Source organism: Streptomyces hokutonensis (genome assembly GCF_000376565.1).
Lineage (GTDB): Bacteria > Actinomycetota > Actinomycetes > Streptomycetales > Streptomycetaceae > Streptomyces > Streptomyces hokutonensis.
This window is the reverse complement of record NZ_BARG01000025.1, coordinates 186,387-208,950: the sequence shown is the minus strand read 5'-3', so window position 1 is coordinate 208,950 and position 22,564 is coordinate 186,387. Positions and strand designations below refer to the sequence as shown.

23 protein-coding genes are annotated in these 22,564 nt (G+C 71.5%); 10 read left to right on the top strand and 13 right to left on the bottom strand.

Annotated features, from left to right (window positions below; all coding sequences use genetic code 11):
* Nucleotides 1–347 precede the first annotated feature (347 nt).
* The 6 genes from SSP08S_RS14920 to SSP08S_RS14895 form a co-directional block, all read right to left on the bottom strand.
* Nucleotides 348–1,181 (bottom strand): ABC transporter permease, encoded by an 834-nt coding sequence (locus SSP08S_RS14920; RefSeq protein ID WP_019068417.1) that lies wholly within the window; start codon nt 1,179–1,181, stop codon nt 348–350.
* Nucleotides 1,178–1,957, bottom strand: coding sequence for an ABC transporter permease (locus SSP08S_RS14915; protein ID WP_019068416.1), 780 nt, complete (start codon nt 1,955–1,957; stop codon nt 1,178–1,180). Before SSP08S_RS14915 ends, SSP08S_RS14920 begins: the two co-directional genes overlap by 4 nt.
* Complete coding sequence (locus tag SSP08S_RS14910; protein WP_019068415.1) at nt 1,954–2,805, bottom strand: ABC transporter ATP-binding protein; 852 nt, start codon at nt 2,803–2,805, stop codon at nt 1,954–1,956. Before SSP08S_RS14910 ends, SSP08S_RS14915 begins: the two co-directional genes overlap by 4 nt.
* Nucleotides 2,806–2,887: 82 nt before the next feature.
* The gene (locus tag SSP08S_RS14905; RefSeq protein WP_019068414.1) at nt 2,888–3,991 is read right to left on the bottom strand and encodes an ABC transporter substrate-binding protein; all 1,104 of its coding nucleotides are present in this window, start codon (nt 3,989–3,991) and stop codon (nt 2,888–2,890) included.
* Nucleotides 3,992–4,121: 130 nt separating this feature from the next.
* On the bottom strand, nt 4,122–5,090 hold the full coding sequence (locus SSP08S_RS14900; RefSeq protein WP_019068413.1) for a PDR/VanB family oxidoreductase: 969 nt from the start codon (nt 5,088–5,090) through the stop codon (nt 4,122–4,124).
* 8 nt (nt 5,091–5,098) lie between these two features.
* Complete coding sequence (locus tag SSP08S_RS14895) at nt 5,099–6,139, bottom strand: aromatic ring-hydroxylating oxygenase subunit alpha (RefSeq protein ID WP_019068412.1); 1,041 nt, start codon at nt 6,137–6,139, stop codon at nt 5,099–5,101.
* A gap of 481 nt (nt 6,140–6,620) precedes the next feature.
* On the opposite strand from SSP08S_RS14895, the gene add reads away from it, so the two are divergent.
* A complete protein-coding gene (gene add / locus SSP08S_RS14890; protein ID WP_019068411.1) occupies nt 6,621–7,637 on the top strand; it encodes an adenosine deaminase in 1,017 nt (338 codons plus the stop codon).
* A gap of 22 nt (nt 7,638–7,659) precedes the next feature.
* On the opposite strand, the gene SSP08S_RS14885 is transcribed toward add, so the two are convergent.
* Nucleotides 7,660–8,625, bottom strand: coding sequence for a pirin family protein (locus SSP08S_RS14885; RefSeq protein ID WP_019068410.1), 966 nt, complete (start codon nt 8,623–8,625; stop codon nt 7,660–7,662).
* 138 nt (nt 8,626–8,763) lie between these two features.
* Between SSP08S_RS14885 and SSP08S_RS14880 the strand changes: the two genes are divergently transcribed.
* The 3 genes from SSP08S_RS14880 to SSP08S_RS14870 are packed head-to-tail and all read left to right on the top strand — an operon-like array spanning nt 8,764 to nt 10,085.
* Nucleotides 8,764–9,246, top strand: coding sequence for a MarR family winged helix-turn-helix transcriptional regulator (locus tag SSP08S_RS14880; RefSeq protein WP_019068409.1), 483 nt, complete (start codon nt 8,764–8,766; stop codon nt 9,244–9,246).
* The gene (locus SSP08S_RS14875) at nt 9,243–9,689 is read left to right on the top strand and encodes a MarR family winged helix-turn-helix transcriptional regulator (protein ID WP_019068408.1); all 447 of its coding nucleotides are present in this window, start codon (nt 9,243–9,245) and stop codon (nt 9,687–9,689) included. The genes SSP08S_RS14880 and SSP08S_RS14875 overlap by 4 nt, the downstream gene beginning before the upstream one ends.
* Before the next feature lie 48 nt (nt 9,690–9,737).
* On the top strand, nt 9,738–10,085 hold the full coding sequence (locus SSP08S_RS14870) for a tetratricopeptide repeat protein (protein WP_019068407.1): 348 nt from the start codon (nt 9,738–9,740) through the stop codon (nt 10,083–10,085).
* Between the two features lie 54 nt (nt 10,086–10,139).
* On the opposite strand, the gene SSP08S_RS14865 is transcribed toward SSP08S_RS14870, so the two are convergent.
* Nucleotides 10,140–11,531: a PepSY-associated TM helix domain-containing protein gene (locus SSP08S_RS14865; RefSeq protein ID WP_019068406.1), complete on the bottom strand. Its 1,392-nt coding sequence runs from the start codon at nt 11,529–11,531 to the stop codon at nt 10,140–10,142.
* 160 nt (nt 11,532–11,691) lie between these two features.
* Here SSP08S_RS14865 and SSP08S_RS14860 point away from each other — a divergent pair, with 160 nt between their 5' ends.
* Nucleotides 11,692–12,336, top strand: coding sequence for a peptide deformylase (locus SSP08S_RS14860; protein ID WP_026178497.1), 645 nt, complete (start codon nt 11,692–11,694; stop codon nt 12,334–12,336).
* A gap of 14 nt (nt 12,337–12,350) precedes the next feature.
* On the opposite strand, the gene SSP08S_RS14855 is transcribed toward SSP08S_RS14860, so the two are convergent.
* Nucleotides 12,351–13,781 carry a dihydrolipoyl dehydrogenase family protein gene (locus SSP08S_RS14855; protein ID WP_019068404.1) on the bottom strand — a complete coding sequence of 477 codons (1,431 nt, stop codon included), beginning with the start codon at nt 13,779–13,781 and terminating at the stop codon, nt 12,351–12,353.
* A gap of 123 nt (nt 13,782–13,904) precedes the next feature.
* On the opposite strand from SSP08S_RS14855, the gene trxA reads away from it, so the two are divergent.
* On the top strand, nt 13,905–14,294 hold the full coding sequence (gene trxA, locus SSP08S_RS14850; RefSeq protein ID WP_019068403.1) for a thioredoxin: 390 nt from the start codon (nt 13,905–13,907) through the stop codon (nt 14,292–14,294).
* A gap of 9 nt (nt 14,295–14,303) precedes the next feature.
* On the opposite strand, the gene SSP08S_RS14845 is transcribed toward trxA, so the two are convergent.
* Nucleotides 14,304–15,740, bottom strand: a complete 1,437-nt coding sequence (locus SSP08S_RS14845; protein WP_019068402.1) for a benzaldehyde dehydrogenase — start codon at nt 15,738–15,740, stop codon at nt 14,304–14,306.
* Nucleotides 15,741–15,937: 197 nt separating this feature from the next.
* Nucleotides 15,938–16,972 carry a LacI family DNA-binding transcriptional regulator gene (locus tag SSP08S_RS14840; protein WP_026178496.1) on the bottom strand — a complete coding sequence of 345 codons (1,035 nt, stop codon included), beginning with the start codon at nt 16,970–16,972 and terminating at the stop codon, nt 15,938–15,940.
* Between the two features lie 140 nt (nt 16,973–17,112).
* On the opposite strand from SSP08S_RS14840, the gene SSP08S_RS14835 reads away from it, so the two are divergent.
* Both SSP08S_RS14835 and SSP08S_RS14830 read left to right on the top strand, forming a co-directional pair.
* Nucleotides 17,113–17,787, top strand: coding sequence for a TetR/AcrR family transcriptional regulator (locus SSP08S_RS14835; RefSeq protein WP_019068400.1), 675 nt, complete (start codon nt 17,113–17,115; stop codon nt 17,785–17,787).
* A gap of 35 nt (nt 17,788–17,822) precedes the next feature.
* Nucleotides 17,823–18,959 carry an FAD-dependent oxidoreductase gene (locus tag SSP08S_RS14830; protein WP_019068399.1) on the top strand — a complete coding sequence of 379 codons (1,137 nt, stop codon included), beginning with the start codon at nt 17,823–17,825 and terminating at the stop codon, nt 18,957–18,959.
* A 7-nt stretch (nt 18,960–18,966) separates the two neighbouring features.
* Here the strand turns inward: SSP08S_RS14830 and SSP08S_RS14825 are convergent, their stop codons facing one another.
* Nucleotides 18,967–19,647 (bottom strand): TetR/AcrR family transcriptional regulator, encoded by a 681-nt coding sequence (locus tag SSP08S_RS14825; protein WP_026178495.1) that lies wholly within the window; start codon nt 19,645–19,647, stop codon nt 18,967–18,969.
* A 101-nt stretch (nt 19,648–19,748) separates the two neighbouring features.
* On the opposite strand from SSP08S_RS14825, the gene SSP08S_RS14820 reads away from it, so the two are divergent.
* A complete protein-coding gene (locus SSP08S_RS14820; protein WP_019068397.1) occupies nt 19,749–20,312 on the top strand; it encodes an NADPH-dependent FMN reductase in 564 nt (187 codons plus the stop codon).
* Between the two features lie 65 nt (nt 20,313–20,377).
* On the opposite strand, the gene SSP08S_RS14815 is transcribed toward SSP08S_RS14820, so the two are convergent.
* The gene (locus SSP08S_RS14815; RefSeq protein ID WP_019068396.1) at nt 20,378–21,259 is read right to left on the bottom strand and encodes an LLM class F420-dependent oxidoreductase; all 882 of its coding nucleotides are present in this window, start codon (nt 21,257–21,259) and stop codon (nt 20,378–20,380) included.
* Nucleotides 21,260–21,473: 214 nt separating this feature from the next.
* Here SSP08S_RS14815 and SSP08S_RS14810 point away from each other — a divergent pair, with 214 nt between their 5' ends.
* On the top strand, nt 21,474–22,448 hold the full coding sequence (locus tag SSP08S_RS14810; protein WP_019068395.1) for an alpha/beta hydrolase fold domain-containing protein: 975 nt from the start codon (nt 21,474–21,476) through the stop codon (nt 22,446–22,448).
* Nucleotides 22,449–22,564: the final 116 nt, after the last annotated feature.

Sequence of the window (22,564 nt, the reverse complement as noted above, 5' to 3'; positions counted from 1 at the left end):
CCACGGGAGACGGACCGCGGCGGACCCACACGTCGGGGTCGACGTGGACCGCCCGGGCAGGGGCCGTGTCGCGTCACAGGCCGTCTCCCCCCTGTCGTGGCTGTACTCGGCACCGCCCTTGTGAGGCCGGTCGGCGGGCTTGATCCACGGGGTCGTGCCGCTCCGGGGCCGGCCCGCCGTCCGCAGGGCCGGAGTTGTACGGCGGGGCGGTGACGACGGCATCGGCACTCCCGTCCGGGAGGGTCTTCCGCTCATTCACACGGCGTTGCTCGACACCTCGAAGTGTGAGACACGAGATCTGGGGGCCGCCCGACTCGAAATGGTTGCGTTCAGCGAGACAGTCGGGGTCACGTACCTGGGCGGATGTCGGGCGCGAAGCGGGCCAGGGCGACGGTCTCGACGGCCGCGATGATGTTGTACGCGAGCGCGGACACCGCGGTGAGGACGGCGACCGAGGCCCAGAGATGGTCGTAGTCGAAGGTCGAGGAGTCCTTGAGCATGGCGTAGCCGAGGCCCTGGCCGGTGGAGAGCCATTCGGCGAGCATCGCGCCGATCAGCGCGCCGGGCACGCCGACCCGGGCGCTGGCGAAGAACGCCGGGACCGCGCTGGGCAGCATGACCTTGCGGGCGACGGTCCAGCTCCCGGCGCCGTACGCGCGGCACAGATCGGCCGCCTGGCGGGAGGCCGAGCGCAGGCCGAATGTCATGGTGACCAGGGCGGGGAAGAAGACGACCAGGCCGCTGATGACGGTCGTGGCCATCAGACCGCGGCCGAAGACGAGGGTGATGAGCGGGGTCATCGCCACCAGGGGTACCGAGCGTACGACGACCGCCATCGGGAGCAGGGCCTGCTCGACGCTCCGGAGAAGGACGAAGACGACCGCCACGCCCACCGCCGCCACCAGCCCGGCCACGAAGCCGAGGCCTGCGTCGAGCAGGGTGCGGCCCAGGCCGGAGGCGACCAGGGAGCGGTGGGCACCCGCGTCCGCGCCCGTGAACAGGTAGTGGAAGATGTCGACCGGTGATTTGGCCACCAGCGGGTCCAGGTCGTAGACCTGAAGGAAGACGATCCACAGGACGACGACGGCCGTCATCGTCACGACCACGTTCAGCAGGGGGCGCAGCACGCCCGTCGCGAAGCGCAGCACGGGGACCCTCGCCGTCTCTGTCGCGGTGCTCATGCGCCTCCGCCTTCCACTGTCGTCGTACGCGACCACGGCAGGGCGTAGCGGGCGACGAGCCCGACCGCGCCGTACGCGACGCCCGCCACCGCGCCCGAGACCAGGGCGATGCCCCAGGTGCGGGGCACGTCGAGTTGTTGCTGTGCGATGGTCATGGCGATGCCGAGGCCGCTGTCGACGCGGCCGAGGTACTCGCCGATGATCGCGCCGAGCAGCGCCGCCGGACCGGCGATCTTCAGCGCGGCCAGCGTGCTGGGCAGCGCGGCGATCAGCCGGACCCGCAGCATCTGCTGCCAGCGGCCGCCGCCGTAGGCGCGTACCAGGTCGAGGGTGACCGGGTCGGCCGAGCGCAGACCGAGCAGTGCGCCGATGAGGGTGGTGAAGAAGACCGAGAGCCCGGCCATCGCCGCCATCGGCTTGTCCCCGTCCAGGACGAGGGACAGGATCGGGCCGATCGCCACGATCGGCAGGCAGTACGAGGCCACCGCGATCTGCGTGATCACCCGCTCCAGGACGGGCACCAGCAGCACCAGCACCGCCAGGCCCAGCGCCAGCCCGTTGCCGAGCAGGTACCCGGTCAGGGCCTCGCCCACGGTCTGCGTGACATGCGGGCCGTAGAAGGACCAGCCGTCGTCGAACACGCTCGCCACGACCGCCCAGGGGGTGGGTACTCCGTCCCCCGGGCCGACGAGCGTGGTGGACAGCAGTGACCACGCGCCGATCAGGGCGGCGATGCCGATCGCCCCGCCGGCCCAGGCGGAACGCCTCGTACTCATGACGCCTCCGGCTCGGGCTCGGCGGGGGTCTCGGCGCGGCCGAACAGGAGTTCCGACAACTGGTCGGCGTACGCGTGGAATTCGGGCGAGCGCATCATCTCCGGGGTGCGCGGCCGGGGCAGGTCGATGGTGACGACCTCCACGATCCGGCCGGGCCTCGGGGACATGACGGCGACGGTGTCACTGAGCAGCACGGCCTCGTTGATGGAGTGGGTGACCAGCAGGGTGGTCACCGCGCGGGCCTGCCAGATGCGCTGGAGTTCGAGGTTCAGCCGCTGCCGGGTCATGTCGTCCAGTGCGCCGAACGGCTCGTCCAGCAGCAGCACCTTGGGGTCTACGACGAGGGAGCGGGCGATCGCCACGCGCTGCCGCATGCCGCCGGAGAGCTGGGCGGGGCGGGCCTTCTCGAAGCCTTCGAGGCCGACCAGCTCGATGAGGTCGGCGATCGCCGCCGGGTCGGGCTTGATGCCGCTGATCTCCAGCGGGAGCCGGATGTTGGCTGCGACCGAGCGCCAGGGCAGCAGGGCGGCGTCCTGGAAGGCTATGCCCAGGTGGTGGCGTTTGCGGGCCGCCTCCGGAGCCTCGCCGTGGACGAGCGCCGTACCGGAGGTGGGGCTGTCGAGCCCGGCGAGGATCCGCAGCACGGTCGACTTGCCGCAGCCCGACGGCCCGAGCAGCGAGAGGAACTGGCCCTCGGCGGTGTCCAGATCGACGCCGGCCAGCGCGGGAACACGGCGCCGGCCGAGCGCGAACTCCTTGCTCAGCCCGCGCAGGGACAGCCCGGTGCCGGCGTCGGCCGGTCCTCCGGAGTCGTCGGACGCTTCGGGAACTGCTGCTGCGGTACTCATCAGGTGACCTCTGGGTGCGGTGCGGGTAGGGGAGAACCGGTACCGGCGGGCCGACGGGGCCGCACCGGTACCGGCGGGGGCCTCAGATCAGGCTGGGGTCTTCCTTGTAGACCTCGTCCAGGAGCGAGAGGTCGAAGAGCTTGGCGGCGGTCATCTCCACGCCGCCGTACTTCAGCGTCTTGATGTTCTCCTCGATCAGCGTCTGCGTGACCGTGAACAGGCCGTTCTTCTTGGTGTCCGCGCTCACCAGCAGGTCGTTCTGGTCCTTGGACTCCAGGGTCTGTTCCGCGGTCGTCAGCCCGAGCCCCTTGCCGTAGGTCTCGGCCGCGAGCCTGGCGCCGAGCGCCGGGTCGGCGATGCTCGCCTTCCAGCCCTTGATCTCCGCGCGCAGGAACGCCTTGAGCAGGTCGCGCTGCTTGTCGATGGTGTCCTGGCGGACGCAGTACGTCTCCGAGACCAGCGGGTAGCCGGTGTCGGCGAGCAGCATCGTCGAGACCTTGAAGCCCTTCAGACGCAGCGTGTTCGGCTCATTGGTCACGAAGGAGAACCAGCCGTCGACGGTGCCCTGGGTCAGGGGCAGCGGGTCGAACTGCACCGGCACCTTCGTGATCTTCGACGCGTCGAGGCCGGTCGCCTTCATGTACGCCGCCCAGATGGACTCGTTGCTCGCCTGGACGCCGATCTTCTTGCCGTACATGTCCTCCGGCTTGGTGATCGGGTCCTTGGTCATCGACATGATGCAGAACGGGTTCTTCTGGTACTGCGCGCCAATGATCTTCAGCGGCGCGCCCTTGGCGATGGCCGCGCCGGTGATGTCGGGGCCGCTGATCGCGACGAGCGCCTTCTTGGTGACGACGTCCGTCTCCATCGGTGTCGCGGTCGGACCGCCACCGATCAGCGTGGCCTTCGAGAAGCCCTCGGCCGTGTAGTAGCCCTTGCTGTCCGCGATGTAACTGCCCGCGAACTCGACGTTCTTGATCCAGGACAGCCGCAGCGTCAGTTCACCGAAGCTCTTGGAACCGGAGGCAGATGAGGAGCCCGAGGACGACGAGTCGGAGTCGCCGCAGGCGGCGAGCAACGGGCCGCCGAGCAGCACGGCGCCGCCCAGCTGCAGTCCCCGCTTGAGGAAGAGACGGCGGTCGGTGGCGGCGAGCGCTCTGCCGTCATTGTTCGTGCTGCTGGTCATTGCGCGTTTCCTTTCACTGGCCGGGTGGGCACCGGCTCATGGCGGATCTGGGGAGCATCGATGGGGCGAGGCCCGGACGGTGCCGGGCCGGTCTCCGGTCGGACGGCGGCCTGGGGTCGGGGACCCCGGGTCAGAGGCCGAGGAGGAGTTCGGGGGTGCGGGCGCGGGAGCAGCAGATGGTGATCCGGTCGCCCGCCGCGCGCTCGTCCGGGGTCTGGACCTCGTCGCGGTGGTCGGGTTCGCCGTCCAGGCCGGGGGTCGGGCAGGCGTCGCAGATGCCCTGTTCGCAGGAGAGCTCGACCTCGACGCCAGGGGCGGTGAGGCCGTCGGCGATGGTGCAGTCGGCAGGAACGGGGTAGCCGATGCCGGTCCTCGCGATCCGTACGGTGAACTCGGTGGCGCCTTCGTCCCCGGCGGCCGGCGGAGCCGCCGGGGCGAAGCGTTCGGTGTGCAGTTGGCCGGGCTGCCGGCCCGCGGCTGTCGCCTCCGTCACGACGTGGGTCATGGAACCGTCGGGCCCGCAGACGTGGACGGCCGTGTCCGCTTCCGGGACCAGGGGTTCGGCGGGCAGCCCCGCGCGGACACTGTCTCCCTGGTCGCTGTGGTGGATCCCCGTCCGTTCGGCGAAGGCGGAGGTCCGGAGCCGTTCCAGCAGCGGGGCCCCGGCCGCGCCGGAGGTGTAGTGGTGCAGGACGAACGACGCTCCCCGCGCGGCCGGGGCTTCGGCCGTCGACAGCAGGGGCGTGACGATGCCGCCCGCGACGAGTACGTGACGCTCGGCGGCCACGAGCGGGAAGTGGTTGCGCGGGGGTGAGATCCGCAGCCGCCCGCCCACGGTGAGGTCGCGGTGCAGAGCGCGGGAACCACCCCGGCCGGCATCGTCGCGCCGTACGCGGATCAGGTAACGGCCTTTGTCCTGCGGGGAGTTGCACAGGGAGTACCGGCGGACGAGGGAGGGCCCGAGATGTACGTCGTTGTGGGCGCCGGCCTCGAAGGACGACAGGGTGCTTCCGGCCGCTGCCCGGAGTTCGTAGCTGCGGCTGGTGCCGGTGGTGCCGGCGGGCGAGATCGCGTGGACGATGACGTCGAGGGTCTTCACGGCGGCCCCTACGCGGTGAAGAAGTGGCTCAGGCCGAGGTCGCGCAGGCCGCGGCGGTAGGCGATGGAACTGCGGTCGGCGGGGATGTGCACTTCGAGTCTCGGGTCGAGGGGGAGGTTCTCGGGTCTCTGGACCTCGACGACGGCGCGGTCCTCCTCGAAGACCGTGCGGTTGAAGTCGTATACGCCCTGGACGGGTTGGTCGGTGTCGAAGTTGCGGGCGATGGGCGCGAACATGCGGGTCCGGCGGGCGGAGACGGGGGACGCGGCGTTCATGATGTCGAGCAGTCCGCCGTCGGGGAAGTGCACGACGAGCGTGGCCGTGAACGGCAGATGCACGTCGAAGCGGCGCAGCCACCGGAAGCCGGGCGGGGCCTCCTTGGTGCCGTGCGGGTAGTTGCCGACGGTGCTCCAGTAGTCGACGGAGTGGCCGTACTGGTGGCGGACCGGCATGTAGTCGGGGACCTCCACGTTGTCGGGGTCGCCGAAGGAGTCGAGGTGGACGAAGCCGAAGTGGGCGACGTCCAGGAAGCCCTCGACCTGGCGGCCGGCGAAGGCGGCGATGTCGATCCAGGGGCAGTTGATCCGCTGGAAGCCCTCGTCGTCCCAGTGGGCCATGGCCGGGATCACCGGGTCCGCGCCGGGAGCCGGTCGCAGACAGGTCCACACGAGGCCGTACCGCTCCACGACGGGGTAGGTCCGCAAGTTGAGCCGGGACGGGATCTTCGACTCGGGATGCGCCGGCACCCGCACGCATCGCCCGCCCGCACCGAAGCGCAGCCCGTGATAAGCGCAGGTGATACCGCTCCCGTCGCCGCCGCCGAGGCTGAGCGGCACCCCCCGGTGCGGGCAGATGTCGTGGGCCACGACCACGCTGCCGCCCACCCGATAGGCCACCAGGGTCTCGTCGAGCAGACGCACGGCGGTCGGAGCGTCGCCGATCTCGCTCGACAGGGCGACCGGGTACCAGTGCCGGGCGAGGATCTCCCAGTCGTCGGCGTCGAAGGTGCAGTCCCGGGGCAGGGCGGGCCGGGAGGGAGCAGTGGTCATACGAAGGTCCTTCTGCGTGACGCGGCCGGAACGGCCCGGCGGCCACCCGTGGGTGCCATGTGCCGGGACGACGGCGTCAGGAGCGTGAATGGGGAAACCCCGGCCGGAAGCCGGTCGGAGCGACACTGCTGAACCGCGAGGCCGGGCGTGGTCACCGGTGCGCGGTCAGGCGTGCGAACTCTCGGACGCCGGATGTGAACCGTGCGCCACGCGTCCGCGCGTCCAGGCCGACTGATGGACACGGCACCGGAGATCCACGCAGCACTCGCGGACAAGGCTCATCGCGTTTCCCTCCCCGCTCAGTGCCGACTTCCTTTCGCCGGACGACCAGGGCGAGCGTGACGCACGGAGATTGCCCCCTCATTCCGCATTTGTTACCTACGGATTCCGTGCCCCGGTTGTGACCATCCGCAGGAAATCTTACGCAAACTACACATCACGAAAACAATGGGCAGGAGCTGCATGACGGATATTCGGACTCGTGACAGACCTGACTGAGTTCATCTCGCAGCTGCCCAAGTGCGAGTTGCACGTGCACATCGAGGGCACGCTGGAACCGGAGCTGAAGTTCGCCCTCGCCGCCCGGAACAACGTCCCGCTGCCGTACGCCGACGCGGACGAGATGCGGGCCGGCTACGTGTTCCACGACCTGCCGTCGTTCCTCGCCTGTTACTACGAGGGAATGTCGGTCCTGTTGACCGAGGCCGACTTCTACGATCTGGCGTGGGCGTACCTGAACAAGGCGAAGGAGCAGAACATCCGCTATGCGGAGATCTTCTTCGACCCGCAGGCGCATACCTCCCGGGGCGTCGAATTCGGCACGGTGATCCGAGGTCTGCGCCGGGCCCTGATGGACGCGCGCCGGCTGCTCGACGTACGGGCACAGCTCATCATGTGCTTCATGCGGGACTTCTCCGCCGAGTACGCCATGGCCACGCTGATGGAGTCCCTTCCCCACCGGGAGTGGATCATCGGGGTCGGGCTGGACTCGGACGAACGGGACAACCCCCCGGCCAAGTTCGCCGCCGTCTTCGCGCGGGCACGAGCGGAGGGCTATCAGCTGACGATGCACTGCGACCTGGACCAGAAGAACTCCCTCGACCACATCCGCCAGTGCCTGGATGTCATCGGGGTGGACCGGATCGACCACGGCGTGAACTGTCTGGAGAGCGAGGACCTGCAGAACGAGATCAAGGCCCGCGGCTTGGGCCTGACCGTCTGCCCGGTCTCCAACAGCTATGTGCGCGGCTCCGACGGACTGGCCGTCGTCCGCAGGATGCTTGACGGCGGGCTGCGGGTCACCATCAGCTCCGACGACCCGGCCTACATGAACGGCTACGTCACCGAGAACCTTCTCGCGGTGCAGGCAGTCACTCCGCTCACCCCGGCAGAACTCGTACAACTACAGCGCAACGCGTTCGACGCGGCCTGGCTGCCCGACGCCGTCAAGGAGACCTACCTCGCCGAGCTGGCGAGCTACTGCGCGAAGCGGGTGTGAGCTGCGGGCGCATCCCACCGGGTCAGCGCACCCTCCCCCGCGGCTTCAAGGCCAGCGGGGGCAGCTCGGGAGCCGGCAGCGGCGCGCCGTCGTACCCCTTCACCTCACCGAACCGCGAGCCCGTCATCCAGTCCTCGCGGGCCTGCTCGATCTCCTCCTGGGTGCGGCCGATCCAGTTCCAGAACATGATCAGCTCCTCCTCGAACGGCTCGCCCCCCAGCAGCATCAGGCCCGCGTCCGACGCGGCGCGCAGCGGGAGTTCGGTGCGGCCGCAGCCGAGGTAGAGCATCGAGCCCGGGAGGACGGGGACGCCGTCGACGTGGGCCTCGCCGGACATGGCCAGGACGGCGTACTCGAAGTCCGGTTCCAGCGGCAGGCGTACGTCCGCGCCGGCCGCGAGGGCCAGGTCCGCGCCGACGATCGGGGTGTACGTCGTACCGGGCGAGGTCGCGCCGTCGACGTCGCCGAGGACGATCGTGGCGCGCAGGCCCGGCGCCGTGACGACCGGCAGCTCGGCGTGGTGCTCGAAGTGCGGCTCGACATGGCGGTCGCTGTCGGGGAGGGCGACCCACAGCTGTGCGCCGTGCAGGAAGCGGGCGTGCGACTTGGGGCTCTGCTCGGCATGGCTGATCGCGCGGCCCGAGGTCATGAGGCCCAGTTCGCGCGGGCGGATCGTCGCGACACTGCCGGTCGAGTCGCGGTGCAGCACCTCGCCCTCGTGCAGCCAGCTGACGGTCTGCAGACCCATGTGGGGGTGTGGCGGCACCTGCATGCCGGGCTCGTCGGCGATGTCGTCGGGGCCGTAGTGATCGACGAAGCACCAGGCGCCGACCATACGGCGGCCCAGGTTGGGCAGCAGCCGGCGGACTTCGGTGGACTCGCCGAGCTGGACCTTGCGAGGGCTGAGGAGTTCACGGACGGGCTCCGCCACCACGAAACCGCGGCCGCCGCACAGGGCCGGAACCGCTTCGCGATCAAGATTGCTCATGGCGACAACCTAGTCCCGTCGAGGCGGTTCCGTCAGTCCGTCGACCGCCGGTCCGTCCCCCGGAGCCGCTCCCTCACCGTCGGCGCTCCGCCCGGAAAATAGTAGCCATGGACATAGTAGCCATGTACTGTATCGGTCATGAGTACGGCATCCGAGGGCGCGACGCCCGGTTTCCTGGTCTGGCGACTGTCGATGAAGTGGCGCGTGGCGGTCGACCGCGCGGTGGCACCCCTGGGACTGACCCATGCGCAGTACTCCCTGGTGGCGTCGCTGTACGGCATGCAGCGCTCCGGGCTGCGCCCGAGCCAGCGGCACCTCGCCGACCACACCGGACTCGAAGCCCTCTATGTGTCGAAGTTGGCCCGCGCCCTGGAGTCGGCGGGCCTCGTCGAGCGCACCCGGGACCCCCGTGATCCGCGCGCCGTCCAACTGGCCCTCACGGACGAGGGCCGTGAGGTGACCAGGCAGGCGATCAAGGTCGTCCACGGTCTCCTCCAGCAGCTGCTGGAGCCGCTCGGCGGTCTCAGCAGCGAACGGACCCGGGAGTTCGGCCGGGACCTGGCGATCCTGCTCGACACCCCCCTCAATCCCGCGAGTGAGCACGAGAAGGAGCAGTCATGACCACCGCCACCACGACCCCCGCCAACGCCCGCATGCTCGGTCTGGCCCACTACGCCGCCCGCGCCGTCCTGGAGAGCGTCCTCACCCGTCACGGCCTCGGCTTCCAGCAGCAGATCGTCCTGCGGCCGGTCGCCCTCGCCGCCGGACCCGTCGACCGCGGGCAGCTCGCCGCGGACACCGTGGCGGCCCTGAAGGTCGACGCGGACTCCGTGCAGGGCACCATCGACGAACTGATCACGGCCGGGCTGCTCGGGACGGACGCGTCCGACGTGCGGATCACGGACGCCGGCCGGGAGCTGTACGAGCGGATCACGAAGGAGACGAGCGCGGCGAGCGCCAGGATCTGGGGCGACATCCCCGAGGAGGACCTCGCGACCACCGGCCGGGTGCTGACCCTGATCACCGAGCGGGCCAACGCCGAGCTGGCCGCCGTAGCGGAGTAGTGGAATATTCAACCAACATGATCCGTTGAGGGCGTCGAAGGAGGTCAAGTGGACATGACGTACTACGACCACGGAACACCGGCGGAGCGTTGGGAGCGCGCGCAGATGTTCTTCGACGCCAAGGACTACGCCGCCGCGGCCCGGGTGCTGGGCGGGTTGGTCGAGGAGGTGCCGGAGCAGACCGGACCGCGTCTGCTGCTGGCGCGCGCCTACTACCACTCGGCCCAACTGCGGCGCGCCGAGACCGAGTTGCGGGTCCTGGTGGAGCGTGACCCGGTCGAGCACTACGCGCGGCTGATGCTGGGCCGCACGCTGGAGCGGCAGGGCCGGCACGAGGAGGCGGGTTCGCATCTGCGGATCGCCTCTGCGCTCGCGGGTGACTTCGAGCAGGTCTGAGACGCACGAAGGGGCCCGGTTCCGTGACGGAACCGGGCCCCTTCGCATGTGCCGTCAACTCGCGTACGTCCGGCGGCCCTTGCGGTGGGCCACCTCGCCCAGCACCACGTCCACCGCGATGAACGCGGCCAGCGGGATGCCCAACAGCGGGACGAAATAGCCGAGTACGGCGATCACCGCCAGGCACGGGACGAGGACCAGCGGGGACAGCTGGGCCCAGGCGCCGCGCGGAATCGGGCGGCCGAAGGAGGAACCCCGGCCGCGCTGCCACCACATGCGGTAGCCCCACACGATCAGCAGGATCAGGGAGCCGGCGAGCAGCATCAGGGCTATCTGGTTGGCCAGACCGAACAGGACACCGGTGTGCAGGTCGATGCCCCAGCGGGTCAGTTTGGCGAGCAACGGGTAGTCGGCGAAGCGGAGTTCGTCGGTCACCTTGCCGGTGGTGGGGTCGACGGCGACCGCGTCCTGCTTCTCGGGCCAGCTGCGCTGGACCTGTTTGACGACGTACGTCGAGTTCGCGTCGGCGGGCGGGACGATCTCGACGGGATTGCCCAGCCCCTCGGCCCGCGCGGCGGCGAGGATCTTGTCGAGGCCCACCCCGTGCTCGGCGTCGCCGGTCGCGGTGGAGCCGCCGTGGCCCGCGTGCTCACCGCTCGCCGCGGCGGACACCGAGGGCGTGGACTGGCCCAGGGAGGTGCGGAGTTCGTCGATGTTGGCGCCCGCGTACGTCGACCAGGTCAGTCCGGTCGCCGACAGGAAGATGAACCCGGCGGCGGCCCAGACGCCCACCGTGCCGTGCAGGCCGAGGGTGCGGCGCCGACCACTGGTGCCGCGCACCTTGCGCAGGGCGCGGCGGCGGGAGAACCACAGCACCAGGCCGCCGGCCGAGATGACCCACAGCCAGCTCGCGGCGAACTCGCTGTACAGGCGGCCGGTTTCGCCGAGGTTGAGATTGCGGTGGAGGTCGTCGATCCAGGTGCGGAGCGGGAGCACGCCGGTCGAGCCGTACTGTTCCAGCGCGCCGCGGACCTTCCCGGTGTACGGGTCGACGAACACCGCGACGGTGTGGTCGGAGCGGACGCCCTCGACGCCGGAGAGCATGACGCGGGTGGTGGCGCCGGCCTCCGGGGAGGGCCGGACCGCCGAGACCGTGCCCTCGGGGTGTGCCTTGCGGGCGGCGGCCACCTGCTCCGATATCGGCAGCTCACGGTCGCCGACGGGGACGGTCAACTCATGGGCGTACACGATCCGTTCGGCCTGGAAGGCACCGGCGTACAGGAACCCTGTGGTCGCGGCGACGAGCAGGAACGGGGCGACGAGCACTCCGGCGTAGAAGTGCAGGCGCAGGATCAGGGGGCGGAGCGGGGCCCAGCGGCTGGGGGACGGTGCCGGGGCGGGCTCCTGCGGGACCTCGGCCGGGGCGGTCGAGGGAGCGGTGGACATGGGCGGGCTTCTCCGGGTGGCAGGGGGCGAGGGAGGCGGGCGGGGGTGTGGCGTAGCCGTAGTGGTCCAGTAGTCGGCGGGTGAGGGCGCCGAGTTCCCGCGGCTTCGAGTGGCGTGCGTCACGTTCGGGCCGCGGTGGGGACCATGGCATCCTGGCGCGATGGCACTTCCCAGTGATCGCGCGCCCCTGGCCGAGCGGGTGGAGGAACTCCTCGCCGCCGGCGGTCCGTTGCCCATCGTCTCGGCCGGCGACCCGGTGCTCAGGCATGGAACCGAGCCGTTCGACGGCCAGTTGGAGCCCGCGCTGCTGGCGCGGTTCGTCGAGGCGCTCCGCGTGACCATGCACGCGGCGCCGGGCGTGGGCGTCGCGGCCCCGCAGGTCGGGGTGGAGCTGCGGATCGCGGTGATCGAGGACCCGGCACCGGTGCCGGACGAGGTGCGGTTGGTGCGCGGGCGGGTGCCGCAGCCGTTCCGGGTGCTGGTCAATCCGGCGTACGAGCCGGTCGGCGACGGCCGGGCCGCGTTCTTCGAGGGGTGCCTGAGCGTCCCGGGCTGGCAGGCGGTGGTGGCGCGGCACGCGTCGGTGCGGCTGACCGGGCAGGACGAGCACGGGCGGGCGGTGGACGAGGTGTTCACCGGGTGGCCCGCGCGGATCGTGCAGCACGAGACGGATCATCTCGACGGCCTGCTCTACCTGGACCGGGCCGAGCTGCGGTCGCTGTCGTCCAACGAGGCCATGGCGGAGCGCTGGGCGCAGCCGACACCGGTCGAGGCGTCGGCTGCGCTCGGCTTTCAACTGCCGTAGGACATCAGGGGTGTTCAGCCCCGGTAGGCCTCCAGAAGGCGGAGCCACACCTCGCTGATCGTCGGGTACGACGGGACCGCGTGCCACAGGCGGTTGATCGGGACCTGGCCGGCCACCGCGATGGTCGCGGAGTGGATCAGTTCGCCGACGCCGGGGCCCACGAAGGTGACGCCGCGCAGGGTCTCGTCGTCGAGGTCGACGATCATGCGGGCGCGGCCGCGGTAGCCGTCGGCGTAGAGGCCTGCGCCCGCGACCGAGGAGAACTCGACGTCGACCGCGCGGACGCGGTGGCCGGCCGCTTCCGCCTCGGCGAGGGAGAGGCCCACGGCCGCCGCCTCCGGGTCGGTGAAGACGACCTGGGGTACGGCGTCGTGGTCGGCGGTGGCCGCGTGGGCGCCCCAGGGATCGGTCTCCAGGATCGGGACGCCGGAGGCGCGGGCGGCGATCGCGGCGCCCGCGATGCGCGCCTGGTACTTGCCCTGGTGGGTGAGGAGGGCGCGGTGGTTGACGTCGCCGACGGCGTACAGCCAGTCGCTGTCCTGGACGCGCAGGGAGTCGTCCACGGGCAGCCAGGAGCCCGGTTCCAGACCGATCGTGTCGAGGCCGATGTCGTCGGTGTGCGGGACGCGTCCGGTGGCGAAGAGGATCTCGTCGGCCTCGATGCGGTCGCCACTGTCGGTGACGGCCACGACCGTGCCGTTCTCCCTGGTCACCGAGGTGACGGAGGTGCCCGTGCGCAGGTCGACGCCGGCCTCGGTGAGCGCGTCGGCGACCAGTTCGCCGGCGAAGGGCTCCATACGGGGCAGCAGGCCCTTGCCGCGTACGAGGAGGGTGACGCGCGAGCCCAATGCCTGCCAGGCCGTCGCCATCTCCACGGCGACGACCCCGCCGCCGACCACGATCAGCCGGCCGGGCGCGGCCTTGGCGCTGGTGGCCTCGCGGCTGGTCCAGGGCCGGACGTCGGCGAGCGCGGGCAGGTCGGGGAGGAGGGCGCGGGTGCCGGTGCAGACCGCGACGGCGTGCCGGGCGGTGAGGACGTGCCGTGCGCCGTCGGGGCCGGTGACCGTCACCCGGCGGGGGCCGTCCAGGCGGCCGTGGCCGCGGTAGAGGTCGGCGCCGATGCCGTCGAGCCAGCGGACCTGGCCGTCGTCCTTCCAGCCCGAGGCCTCGTAGTCGCGGTGGGCGAGGACCGCGGCGGTGTCGAGGGGGCCCTGGACGAGGTGGCCGAGGCCGGGCACGCGGCGGGCGTCGGCGCGGGCTATCACCGGGCGCAGCAGGGCCTTGCTGGGCATGCAGGCCCAGTACGAGCACTCGCCGCCGATGAGTTCGCTCTCCACGATCGCGGTGGAGAGACCGGCCGCACGGGTGCGGTCGGCGACGTTCTCCCCCACGGGCCCGGCCCCGACCACCACGACGTCGTACTCGATGGATTCCGTTTCCGTCATGGGGCCAGTCTGCTGGGTGGTGTGCGCTGAGGCCACACGGGTAGGGGCGCGGAATACGGGCCCGGACGACCGTGTTGTCCGGGACGGCTTCGCCCCCACATCGAGGAAGTAGGGAATCACGTCATGAGCAGCAGCACCGTGGAGCTCACCAAGGAGAACTTCGACCAGACGGTCACGGACAACGACTTCGTCCTGATCGACTTCTGGGCGTCCTGGTGCGGGCCGTGCCGTCAGTTCGCCCCGGTCTACGAGAAGGCGGCCGAGGACAACCCCGACCTCGTCTTCGGCAAGATCGACACCGAGGCCCAGCCCGAGCTGGCCGCGGCCTTCGGCATCCAGTCGATCCCCACGCTGATGATCGTCCGTGACCGTGTCGCCGTGTTCGCCCAGCCCGGCGCGCTGCCGGAGGCCGCCCTGACGGACGTCATCGGCCAGGCCCGCAAGCTCGACATGGACGAGGTCCGCAAGTCGGTCGCCGAGCAGCAGGCGCAGGCCGAGCAGAACGGTAAGTAGGCAGCCCTCTCAGAACGGGTACGACGCCACGTCTCCACGCACCGTCGTCCAGCGCACGTCGGTGAAGGCCTCGATATTGGCCTCGCCGCCGAAGCGGGCGCCGGTGCCGGACGCGGCGACCCCGCCGAAGGGCGCCACGGCCTCGTCGTTGACGGTCTGGTCGTTGATGTGGACGATCCCGGTGGGGATGCGTTCCGCCAGGTCCAGGCCCCGGGCCGCGTCGCGCGTGACGATGCCGAGCGACAGACCGTACGGTCCGGTCGCGGCCAGCGCCGCCGCCTCCTCGGGGGTGGCGAAGGACCGTACCGGCGCCACCGGGCCGAAGACCTCCTCCGCGTACGCCGGGGTGTCGTCCTCGACGCCCGCGAGGACGGTCGGCCGGTAGAAGAGGTCCTCGTGCGTGCCGCCCGCCGCGAGCCTGGCGCCGCTCGCCGTACTGGCCTCGACTAGGCCGTGGATCTTGGCCAGTTGGGCGCCGTCGATGATCGGTCCGAGGTGGACCTGCGCACGGTGCGGGTCGCCCACGGCCAGCGACTCGGCCTTGGCTGCGAGGCGTTCGACGTACTCCTCGTAGAGCGACTCGTGGACGAGATGCCGCCCGGTCGTCATGCAGATCTGGCCCTGGTGGAAGAACGAACCCCAGGCCGCCGTGGAGATCACCGCGTCCAGGTCCGCGTCCGCCAGCACGACAAGCGCCGAGTTCCCGCCCAACTCCAGGTGTGCGCGCTTGAGATGACGCCCCGCCGCCTCACCGACCGCGCGCCCTGCGGCAGTTGAGCCGGTGAAGGAGATGACGGGCACCTGCGGGTCGGCGACCAGTGCGGCCCCCACCTCGGCGCCGCCGGGCAGGACTTGGAGGAGTTCGTCGGGCAGGCCCGCCTCCGCGAAGACCGCCGCGAGGGCGAGTCCCCCGCAGACCGCCGTGCGCGGGTCCGGCTTGAGGACGACCGCGTTGCCGAGCGCGAGCGCCGGGGCGACCGAGCGGATGGAGAGGATCAGCGGGGCGTTGAACGGCGCGATCACGCCGACGACCCCGACCGGGATACGCCGGGTGTACGACAGCCTCGGCGCCTCCGACGGAAGGACCTGGCCGGCGGGGCGGGAGGCGAGCGCGGCGGCCTCGTAGCACTCCTGGGCGGCGACGTGCAGTTCGAAGTCCGCCTTGCCGGGGATCGACCCGGACTCCCGGACCAGCCATTCGCGCAGCTCCTCGGCGTGCGCGGCGAACAGGTCGCCGGCCCTGCGCAGCACTCCGGCACGGACGAAGTGCGGGACGCGCGCCCACTCGGTCTGCGCGGCTCCGGCCGCTTGTGCGGCGGGGCGGATGTCCTCGGCCGCGGCGAGCGTGACGGTGGCGAGCTGGTCGCCTGTGGCGGGCTCGGTGACCGGGTACTCGGGGCCCGACAGCGGGCGGGACTGCCAGATCTTGGGGTCGAGCAGGGGCATGGCGGCTCTCCGATCCGTCAACAGCGGGACCCGCGCGGGTAGGTGGAGTCCCGGGGCGTGCGCGTGACGGGATGCGGTGATCCGGCGCAGACGTCTGGACCGCATCCGGGATCGAACGCACCCCCCGTCTGGTTGAGCACGCAACATTCTAGTCGCGTACGGCGGGTTCGCCCCGGCCCGCGTTCGATGGATCCGGCTCAGCTGGAGTCGCGGTGCACCACCTTGGCGCCGAGCAGTTCGTGCACGGCCGGCACCGAGCCGGGGTCGCGCACCGCGTTGTCGACCAGTTCGGCGAGGTCGCGGCCGGACGGGAGCTGGATGTGGACGGTGCTCAGGCGCGGTCGCAGCAGCCGGCCGATCATCAGGTCGTCGGCACCGACCACGGCGGTGTCCTCGGGGATGCGGATGCCCTCGTCCTGGAGGGCGCGCATCAGCAGCATCGCGTACTCGTCGTTGTACGCGAACACCGCGTCGAGACCGAGGTCGCGCCACTGGGCGGCGGTCCTGGCGGCGCTCTCCTCGCTGTAGGAGAGCGGGAGTTCGGTCACCGTGGCGTCCGTGCCGAACAGGGCGCGGCGCACTCCTTCGAGGCGGGGCCGGGAGAAGATCCCCATGCCCGGCTCCTCGGGCACGACCACGCCGATCCGGCGCCGGCCGCGGCCGTAGAGGTGCTCGCCCGCGCAGTGGCCGACGCCCTCGTGGTCCAGGAGCATGACGTGTGCGCCCTCGATCGGCTCGGGGCCGAGCGTGAGGACGGCGCGCGCCCCGGAGCGCTTGAGGACCGCGACGCCCTGCGGGCCGAGTCCGGCGCCGGGCACCAGGACGGCGACCGGGCGGAGTTCGGCCCAGGCGCGGGCGGCCTCGTCGCCGCGCAGACCGACGGAGCCGTGCTGCACGACCGTGTAGTCGAGGCGGCTGAGCGCCCACTGGAGTTCGTTGATGAACTGGCTGTAGAGGAGCCCCACTTGCATGGGCGGCGCCGGCATCAGCACCATCCGGCTGTGTCCGGCGCGCAGGCTGCGGGCCGCCGCGTGCGGGACGTACCCCAGTTCCTTGGCGGCCTCGTGGACGCGGCGGCGGGTGGGCTCGCTGATCCGTACGGCGCTGGTGTTGTTGAGGACGTAGGAGACGGTCGCGCGTGAGACGCCGGCCAGGCGGGCCACATCGGCGCTCGTGGGGACCGAGCGCGGTGCGGGCGACGGGGCTGCGGGCGTTTTCGGTATCTGCACCATGACGTACGGCATCTTGGCAGAAGCCGGGGCAGGGCAGCGCGGCGGGGCAACGGTCGTCACGACAGCGACATGGTCCGGGGTTTTACGAACATGTTCGTCACGAACTTGTTCGGAGCGAACATGTTCGTTACGGTGGAGGCATGACAGCTCGCCCCGACACCCCGCGCAGCCGCCGCGAACGCCCGGCGAAACCCGCCCTGAGCAGGGAAGGCATCGTCGCCGCCGCGGTGGCCGTACTGCGCGCCGAAGGTCTGCAGAAGGTCACCATGCGGCGCCTGGCCCAGGAGCTCGACACCGGTCCGGCCTCGTTGTACGTGTACGTCCGCAACACCGCGGAGCTGCACGCGGCGGTCCTGGACGAACTGCTCGGCACGATCGGGCCGGTCCCCGCCGAGGGCAGCTGGCGCGAGCGACTGGAACAGGCCCTCACCGCCTACACCGCGATGCTCCTCCAGCACCCGAGCCTGGCCCGTTCGGCACTGACGGCCTGGCCCAGCGGCCCGCACTACCTGAACCTGATCGAGACCCTGCTCGCCCTGCTCGACGAGGGAGACGTCCCGCCCGCCCAGGCCGCGTGGGGTGTGGACCTGCTGCTCCAGCAGGCCACCGCGACGGCCGCCGAGCACTCGGCCGAGGACACCGCCCGGGACGACTGGGACGCCCTGACCGAGGCCCTGCGCAGTGTCTCCGACCGGACCCACCCGCACATCGCGGCCCGCTCCACGGAGCTGCTCGCGGGAGCGCCCGAGGCCCGGCTGTCCTGGATGTTCCAGGCGCTCATCACCGGCATCGAGCGGACCGCCGTACCCGACTGACACCTCAACTCCCGCCCCTTTCAAGGAGGTTCACCATGACCACCCCCCACCACCCCCTCGCGATCATCGGCGGCGGACTCGGCGGGCTCACGCTCGCCCGGGTCCTGCACGTCAACGGCGTCGAGGCCGCCGTCTTCGACCTCGACGCCTCCCCCGCCGCGCGCACCCAGGGCGGCATGCTCGACATCCACGAGGACTCGGGGCAGCCGGCACTGCGCGCGGCCGGCCTGTACGAGGAGTTCCGCGCGCTGGTCCACCCGGGCGGCGAGGCCACCCGCGTTCTCGACAAGGCGGCCACGGTCCTGCTGGACGATCCCGACGACGGCACCAGCGGGCGCCCCGAGATCGACCGCGGCCAACTGCGCGACCTGCTGCTGAACTCCCTGCCCGAGGGCACCGTCCGGTGGGGCGCGAAGGTCACCGGCGCCCGCCCGCTGGACGGCGGCCGGCACGAGGTGACGCTCGCGGACGGCACCACCTTCACCACCGATCTGCTGATCGGTGCGGACGGCGCCTGGTCCCGGGTGCGGCCCCTGCTCTCGGACGCGCGGCCCGCGTACACCGGCATCTCGTTCGTGGAGGTGGACCTGCCCGACGCCGACCTACGGCACCCGGTGAGCGCCGAAGTGGTCGGCGGCGGCATGCTGATGGCGCTCGGCGCGGGCAAGGGCTTCCTGGGCCACCGCGAGACCGACGGGAGCCTGCACATCTATGTGGCGCTCACCGTCCCCGAGGACGAGTTCGACGGCGTCGACTTCACGGACACCGAGGCGGCGAAGACGTACACGCTCGGGCACTTCGCCGACTGGGACAAGAGTCTGCGGGCGCTGCTCGGCGACGCGGACGGGCCGCTGACCCCGCGGCGGATCCACGCGCTGCCGATCGGGCACCGCTGGGACCGGGTGCCCGGGGTCACGCTGCTGGGCGACGCGGCCCATCTGATGTCCCCGTTCGCGGGCGTCGGCGCCAACCTCGCGATGCTCGACGGGGCCGACCTGGGCCGCGCGCTGGCCGCGCACCCGGGCGACACCGAGGCCGCGCTCGCCGCCTACGAGGAGAAGCTGTTCCCGCGCGGCGAGGAGTCGGCGGCGGACTCGGCGGCCAACGGCGAGCTGATGTTCCGGGCCGACGCCCCGCAGGGCATCCTCGACATGTTCGCCGGCCACGCCTGAGGCGGGCTCAGCAGGGCGGGGGCGTGGCCGTCAGGCGGGCGACGAGGTCGATCCAGCCGGCCTCGAGACGCTCCATGGGCATCCCGCACTGCCTGGTCAGATGGTTGATCAGGGCGGGGTCGAGATAGGCCATGAGGGGCTGGGAGAGCAGTTCGCAGTCGGCGTCGGGCAGGATCTGCCGGAGCAGCATGGTGACGTGGGTGTGCAGCGCCCGGAGCGCGGTGTGGGAGAACCGGCGGGCCGGGTCCGGCTGTGCGGCCAGTTGCAGGTCCAGCTGCTCCGCCGAGCGGTAGAGGACCGCCACGCCGAACGCCCGCAGCCGCTCGACCGGGGGTGCCCCGGGGCCCAGCGGCGGCGGTCCGCCCATGAAATCGGCCTGGAGCGTCTTCGCCGAGTGGTCCAGCAGGGCCATCAGCAGGCCGGTGCGGTCGCCGAAGCGGCGGAAGACGGTCCCTTTGCCGACCTCGGCCGCGGTGGCCACCGCCTCCATGGTGACGCCGGCCACACCGTGCTCCGCGATCAGGCGGGCGGCGGCCTCCAGCAGCTTGGCCCGGTTGCGGGCCGCGTCGGCGCGCAGGCACGGCTCGTCGCCGAAGGAGCGGACCTCCAGCAACTGGGGCTCGCTTATGGACTCCTCGGGCTTCGGGAAGGGCGGCAGGGCGCTGGACATGAAGACAGCGTAAAGCACCGGGAATGAAACTGGACCGTGGTCCGCTTAGCCTGCTACAACTTTAAACGGACCTCGGTCCGGATCGTAACGGCAATGTTTCACCCCCCTTGGAGTCCCCCATGTCTGTTCGTATCCTCGCGCTCGTCGGCAGCCTGCGTGCCGGCTCGCACAACCGCCAGCTCGCCGAGGCCGCCGTGAAGTTCGCGCCCGAGGGCGCCGACATCGAGATCTTCGAAGGCCTCGCCGACATCCCGTTCTACAACGAGGACATCGACGTCGAGGACAAGCTCCCGGCCGCCGCCGCCAAGCTGCGCGAGGCCGCCCGGGCCACCGACGCGTTCCTGTTCTTCTCCCCCGAGTACAACGGCACCATCCCGGCCGTCCTGAAGAACGCCATCGACTGGCTGTCCCGCCCGTACGGCGCCAGCACCTTCGGCGGCAAGCCGGTCGCCGTCGTCGGCACCGCCTTCGGCCAGTTCGGCGGCGTGTGGGCGCAGGACGAGACCCGTAAGTCGGTGGGCATCGCCGGCGGCAAGGTGATCGAGGAGATCAAGCTCTCCATCCCCGGCTCCGTGGTCCGCTTCGCCGAGACCCACCCGGCCGACGACGCCGAGGTCGCCGCCCAGCTGACCGAGGTCCTGACCCGTCTGCACGGCCACGCCGGCGAGACCGTCGCCGCCTGATCCACGGCACCCCGCGTCGAAGGGGCCGGAGCCCGCACGGCTCCGGCCCCTTCGCGCTTCCCGTCTCAGTCCAGCTCGGCCAGGCGCGGCACCGCCGGGGCCGCGAAGCGCTCGATCCACTCGGCCGGTTCCCCGCTCCGCGGGCCCAGGATCACCGTGTCGACGCCGAGCTTGGTGAATCCGTCGATCTCCCGCAGGAAGGCGTCGAGGTCGCCCGTGGTGACCGACTCGCCCGTGTGCACGATCGTCTTGCGGATGCGGTCGTAGTCGCGCCCCAGCCGGTCGCAGTGCCCGCGCAGCACCTCGAGCTTGTGCCGCAGCTCGTCCGGCGTCGACACGATCAGGTTGCAGGCGTCGGCGTACTGCGCGACCAGCCGCAGGGTCTTCTTCTCGCCGCTGCCGCCGATCATGATCTCGGGGTGCGGGCTGCTGACCGGCGCGGGCACGCACAGGGTCTCGGCGAGCCGGTAGTGCTCGCCCTCGAAGGGGCCGTTGGCCTCCGGGTCCCACATCTGGAGGCAGATCCGCAGGGTCTCCTCCAGCCGCTCGAACCGCTCCGCGACCGGCGGATACGACACGCCGAGACCGTGGTGCTCACGGTCGTACCAGGCGGCCCCGATGCCGAGCGTGGCCCGGCCGCCGGAGAGCACGTCGAGCGTGGTGGCGATCTTCGCGAGCAGCCCCGGATTCCGGTACGTCACACCGGTCACCAGCGCGCCGAGCCGGACCGTGGAGGTGTGCCCGGCCAGGAAGCCCAGTGTCGTGTAGGCCTCCAGCATGGGGTCCTCGGCGCCGCCGTTGAACTCCATCTGGAAGTAGTGGTCCATCACCGACAGCCAGCTGACGCCCGCCGCCTCGGCCGCGGCGCCCGCGGCGGCCAGCTCGGGCCCGATCGCCGCGGGCCCTCCGGGATGGTTGAACCGGTTGATGTGCACACCGACCCGCATGTCCGACTCCGTTCCACAGTTCGCCCGGACCTTCACCGTCCTTCGTGACGGTAGGTCTTCGAGCGTTCTCGAAGTCAAGCGCTGTGCGGCGGACCGTACGGCCGGGCACCCGCCGTCCGGCGGGGAGGTTCCGCCGGACGGCGGTGGGCGGATCGGGGGTAGGCGCGCGGAGTATGGCCGTACGAGCCGCCGCGCCCAGCGTCAGGAGAAGCGCATGACGTCCGTCCCGCCCCCGTTCGACCCCGAACTCGCCGCAGCGCTGGAGTTGATCAAGGAGTTCATCTCGCCCGGGATGTCGCCGGAAGACATCGAGGAGATCCGCCGCGGTCCGATGATCCTGCAGTCGATGCAGATGGATCTGACCCTGGACGGGGCCTTCGACATCGAGGACCGGGAGGTGGCGGGTCCGGTGGGCGAGCCCGCCGTCACGCTGCTGATCGGCCGCCCGACCGCGCCCGCGACGACCGGGCCGCTGCCCGTCATCTATCACGTGCACGGCGGCGGCATGGTGCTCGGCGACAGGCGGGTCGGGGTGACCGGGGCGCTGGAGTACGCGCGGGAGCTCGACGCGGTGGTGGTGTCGGTGGAGTACCGGCTGGCGCCCGAACACCCGCACCCCGCGCCGATCGAGGACGTGTACGCCGGTCTGCTGTGGACGGCGGAGCACGCGAAGGAGATCGGCGGCGACCCGGAGCGGATCATCGTCATGGGCGCGAGCGCGGGCGGCGGCCTGTGTGCCGCGCTGGCCCTGCTCACCCGGGACCGCGGCGGCCCGCGCCCGATCGGCCAGTTGCTGCTGTGCCCCATGCTCGACGACCGCAACGACACCCCCTCCGCGCACCAGATGGCCGGCGTCGGCGTCTGGGACCGCACGGCCAACGAGACCGGCTGGACCGCGCTCCTCGGCGACCGCCGCGGCGGCCCCGACGTGTCCCCGTACGCCGCACCGGCCCGCGCGGAGGACCTCACCGGCCTGCCCCCGGCCTTCCTCGACGTCGGCTCGGCGGAGACCTTCCGCGACGAAGTCGTCACCTACGCGTCCCGCCTCTGGCAGGCGGGCGGCGTCGCCGAACTCCACGTCTGGCCCGGCGGCTTCCACGGCTTCGACGGCTTCGCCCCGCAAGCGGCGCTGTCGCAGGCGGCCCGGGCCGCCCATCTGGCCTGGCTGCGGCGGCTGTTGGGGTCATAGGGCGTTCGGGCGGCTGCCGTACGAGGCCGCGGGCGGGGGGCGATCGGAGGCTGCTGTAGGCGCACGCACGGAGACGGGTCGTCCCGGTCGGCGCCGGTGGTCCGCGTTCCTCGGAG

Excerpts from the sequence above, each read along its gene's own strand:
- SSP08S_RS14920 (WP_019068417.1), bottom strand. The coding sequence starts at position 1,181 with ATGAGCACCGCGACAGAGACGGCGAGGGTCCCCGTGCTGCGCTTCGCG.
- SSP08S_RS14915 (WP_019068416.1), bottom strand. The coding sequence starts at position 1,957 with ATGAGTACGAGGCGTTCCGCCTGGGCCGGCGGGGCGATCGGCATCGCC.
- SSP08S_RS14910 (WP_019068415.1), bottom strand. The coding sequence starts at position 2,805 with ATGAGTACCGCAGCAGCAGTTCCCGAAGCGTCCGACGACTCCGGAGGA.
- SSP08S_RS14905 (WP_019068414.1), bottom strand. The coding sequence starts at position 3,991 with ATGACCAGCAGCACGAACAATGACGGCAGAGCGCTCGCCGCCACCGAC.
- SSP08S_RS14895 (WP_019068412.1), bottom strand. The coding sequence starts at position 6,139 with ATGACCACTGCTCCCTCCCGGCCCGCCCTGCCCCGGGACTGCACCTTC.
- SSP08S_RS14885 (WP_019068410.1), bottom strand. The coding sequence starts at position 8,625 with ATGAGCAATCTTGATCGCGAAGCGGTTCCGGCCCTGTGCGGCGGCCGC.
- SSP08S_RS14880 (WP_019068409.1), top strand. The coding sequence starts at position 8,764 with ATGAGTACGGCATCCGAGGGCGCGACGCCCGGTTTCCTGGTCTGGCGA.
- SSP08S_RS14875 (WP_019068408.1), top strand. The coding sequence starts at position 9,243 with ATGACCACCGCCACCACGACCCCCGCCAACGCCCGCATGCTCGGTCTG.
- SSP08S_RS14865 (WP_019068406.1), bottom strand. The coding sequence starts at position 11,531 with ATGTCCACCGCTCCCTCGACCGCCCCGGCCGAGGTCCCGCAGGAGCCC.
- SSP08S_RS14860 (WP_026178497.1), top strand. The coding sequence starts at position 11,692 with ATGGCACTTCCCAGTGATCGCGCGCCCCTGGCCGAGCGGGTGGAGGAA.
- SSP08S_RS14855 (WP_019068404.1), bottom strand. The coding sequence starts at position 13,781 with ATGACGGAAACGGAATCCATCGAGTACGACGTCGTGGTGGTCGGGGCC.
- trxA (WP_019068403.1), top strand. The coding sequence starts at position 13,905 with ATGAGCAGCAGCACCGTGGAGCTCACCAAGGAGAACTTCGACCAGACG.
- SSP08S_RS14845 (WP_019068402.1), bottom strand. The coding sequence starts at position 15,740 with ATGCCCCTGCTCGACCCCAAGATCTGGCAGTCCCGCCCGCTGTCGGGC.
- SSP08S_RS14840 (WP_026178496.1), bottom strand. The coding sequence starts at position 16,972 with ATGGTGCAGATACCGAAAACGCCCGCAGCCCCGTCGCCCGCACCGCGC.
- SSP08S_RS14835 (WP_019068400.1), top strand. The coding sequence starts at position 17,113 with ATGACAGCTCGCCCCGACACCCCGCGCAGCCGCCGCGAACGCCCGGCG.
- SSP08S_RS14830 (WP_019068399.1), top strand. The coding sequence starts at position 17,823 with ATGACCACCCCCCACCACCCCCTCGCGATCATCGGCGGCGGACTCGGC.
- SSP08S_RS14820 (WP_019068397.1), top strand. The coding sequence starts at position 19,749 with ATGTCTGTTCGTATCCTCGCGCTCGTCGGCAGCCTGCGTGCCGGCTCG.
- SSP08S_RS14815 (WP_019068396.1), bottom strand. The coding sequence starts at position 21,259 with ATGCGGGTCGGTGTGCACATCAACCGGTTCAACCATCCCGGAGGGCCC.
- SSP08S_RS14810 (WP_019068395.1), top strand. The coding sequence starts at position 21,474 with ATGACGTCCGTCCCGCCCCCGTTCGACCCCGAACTCGCCGCAGCGCTG.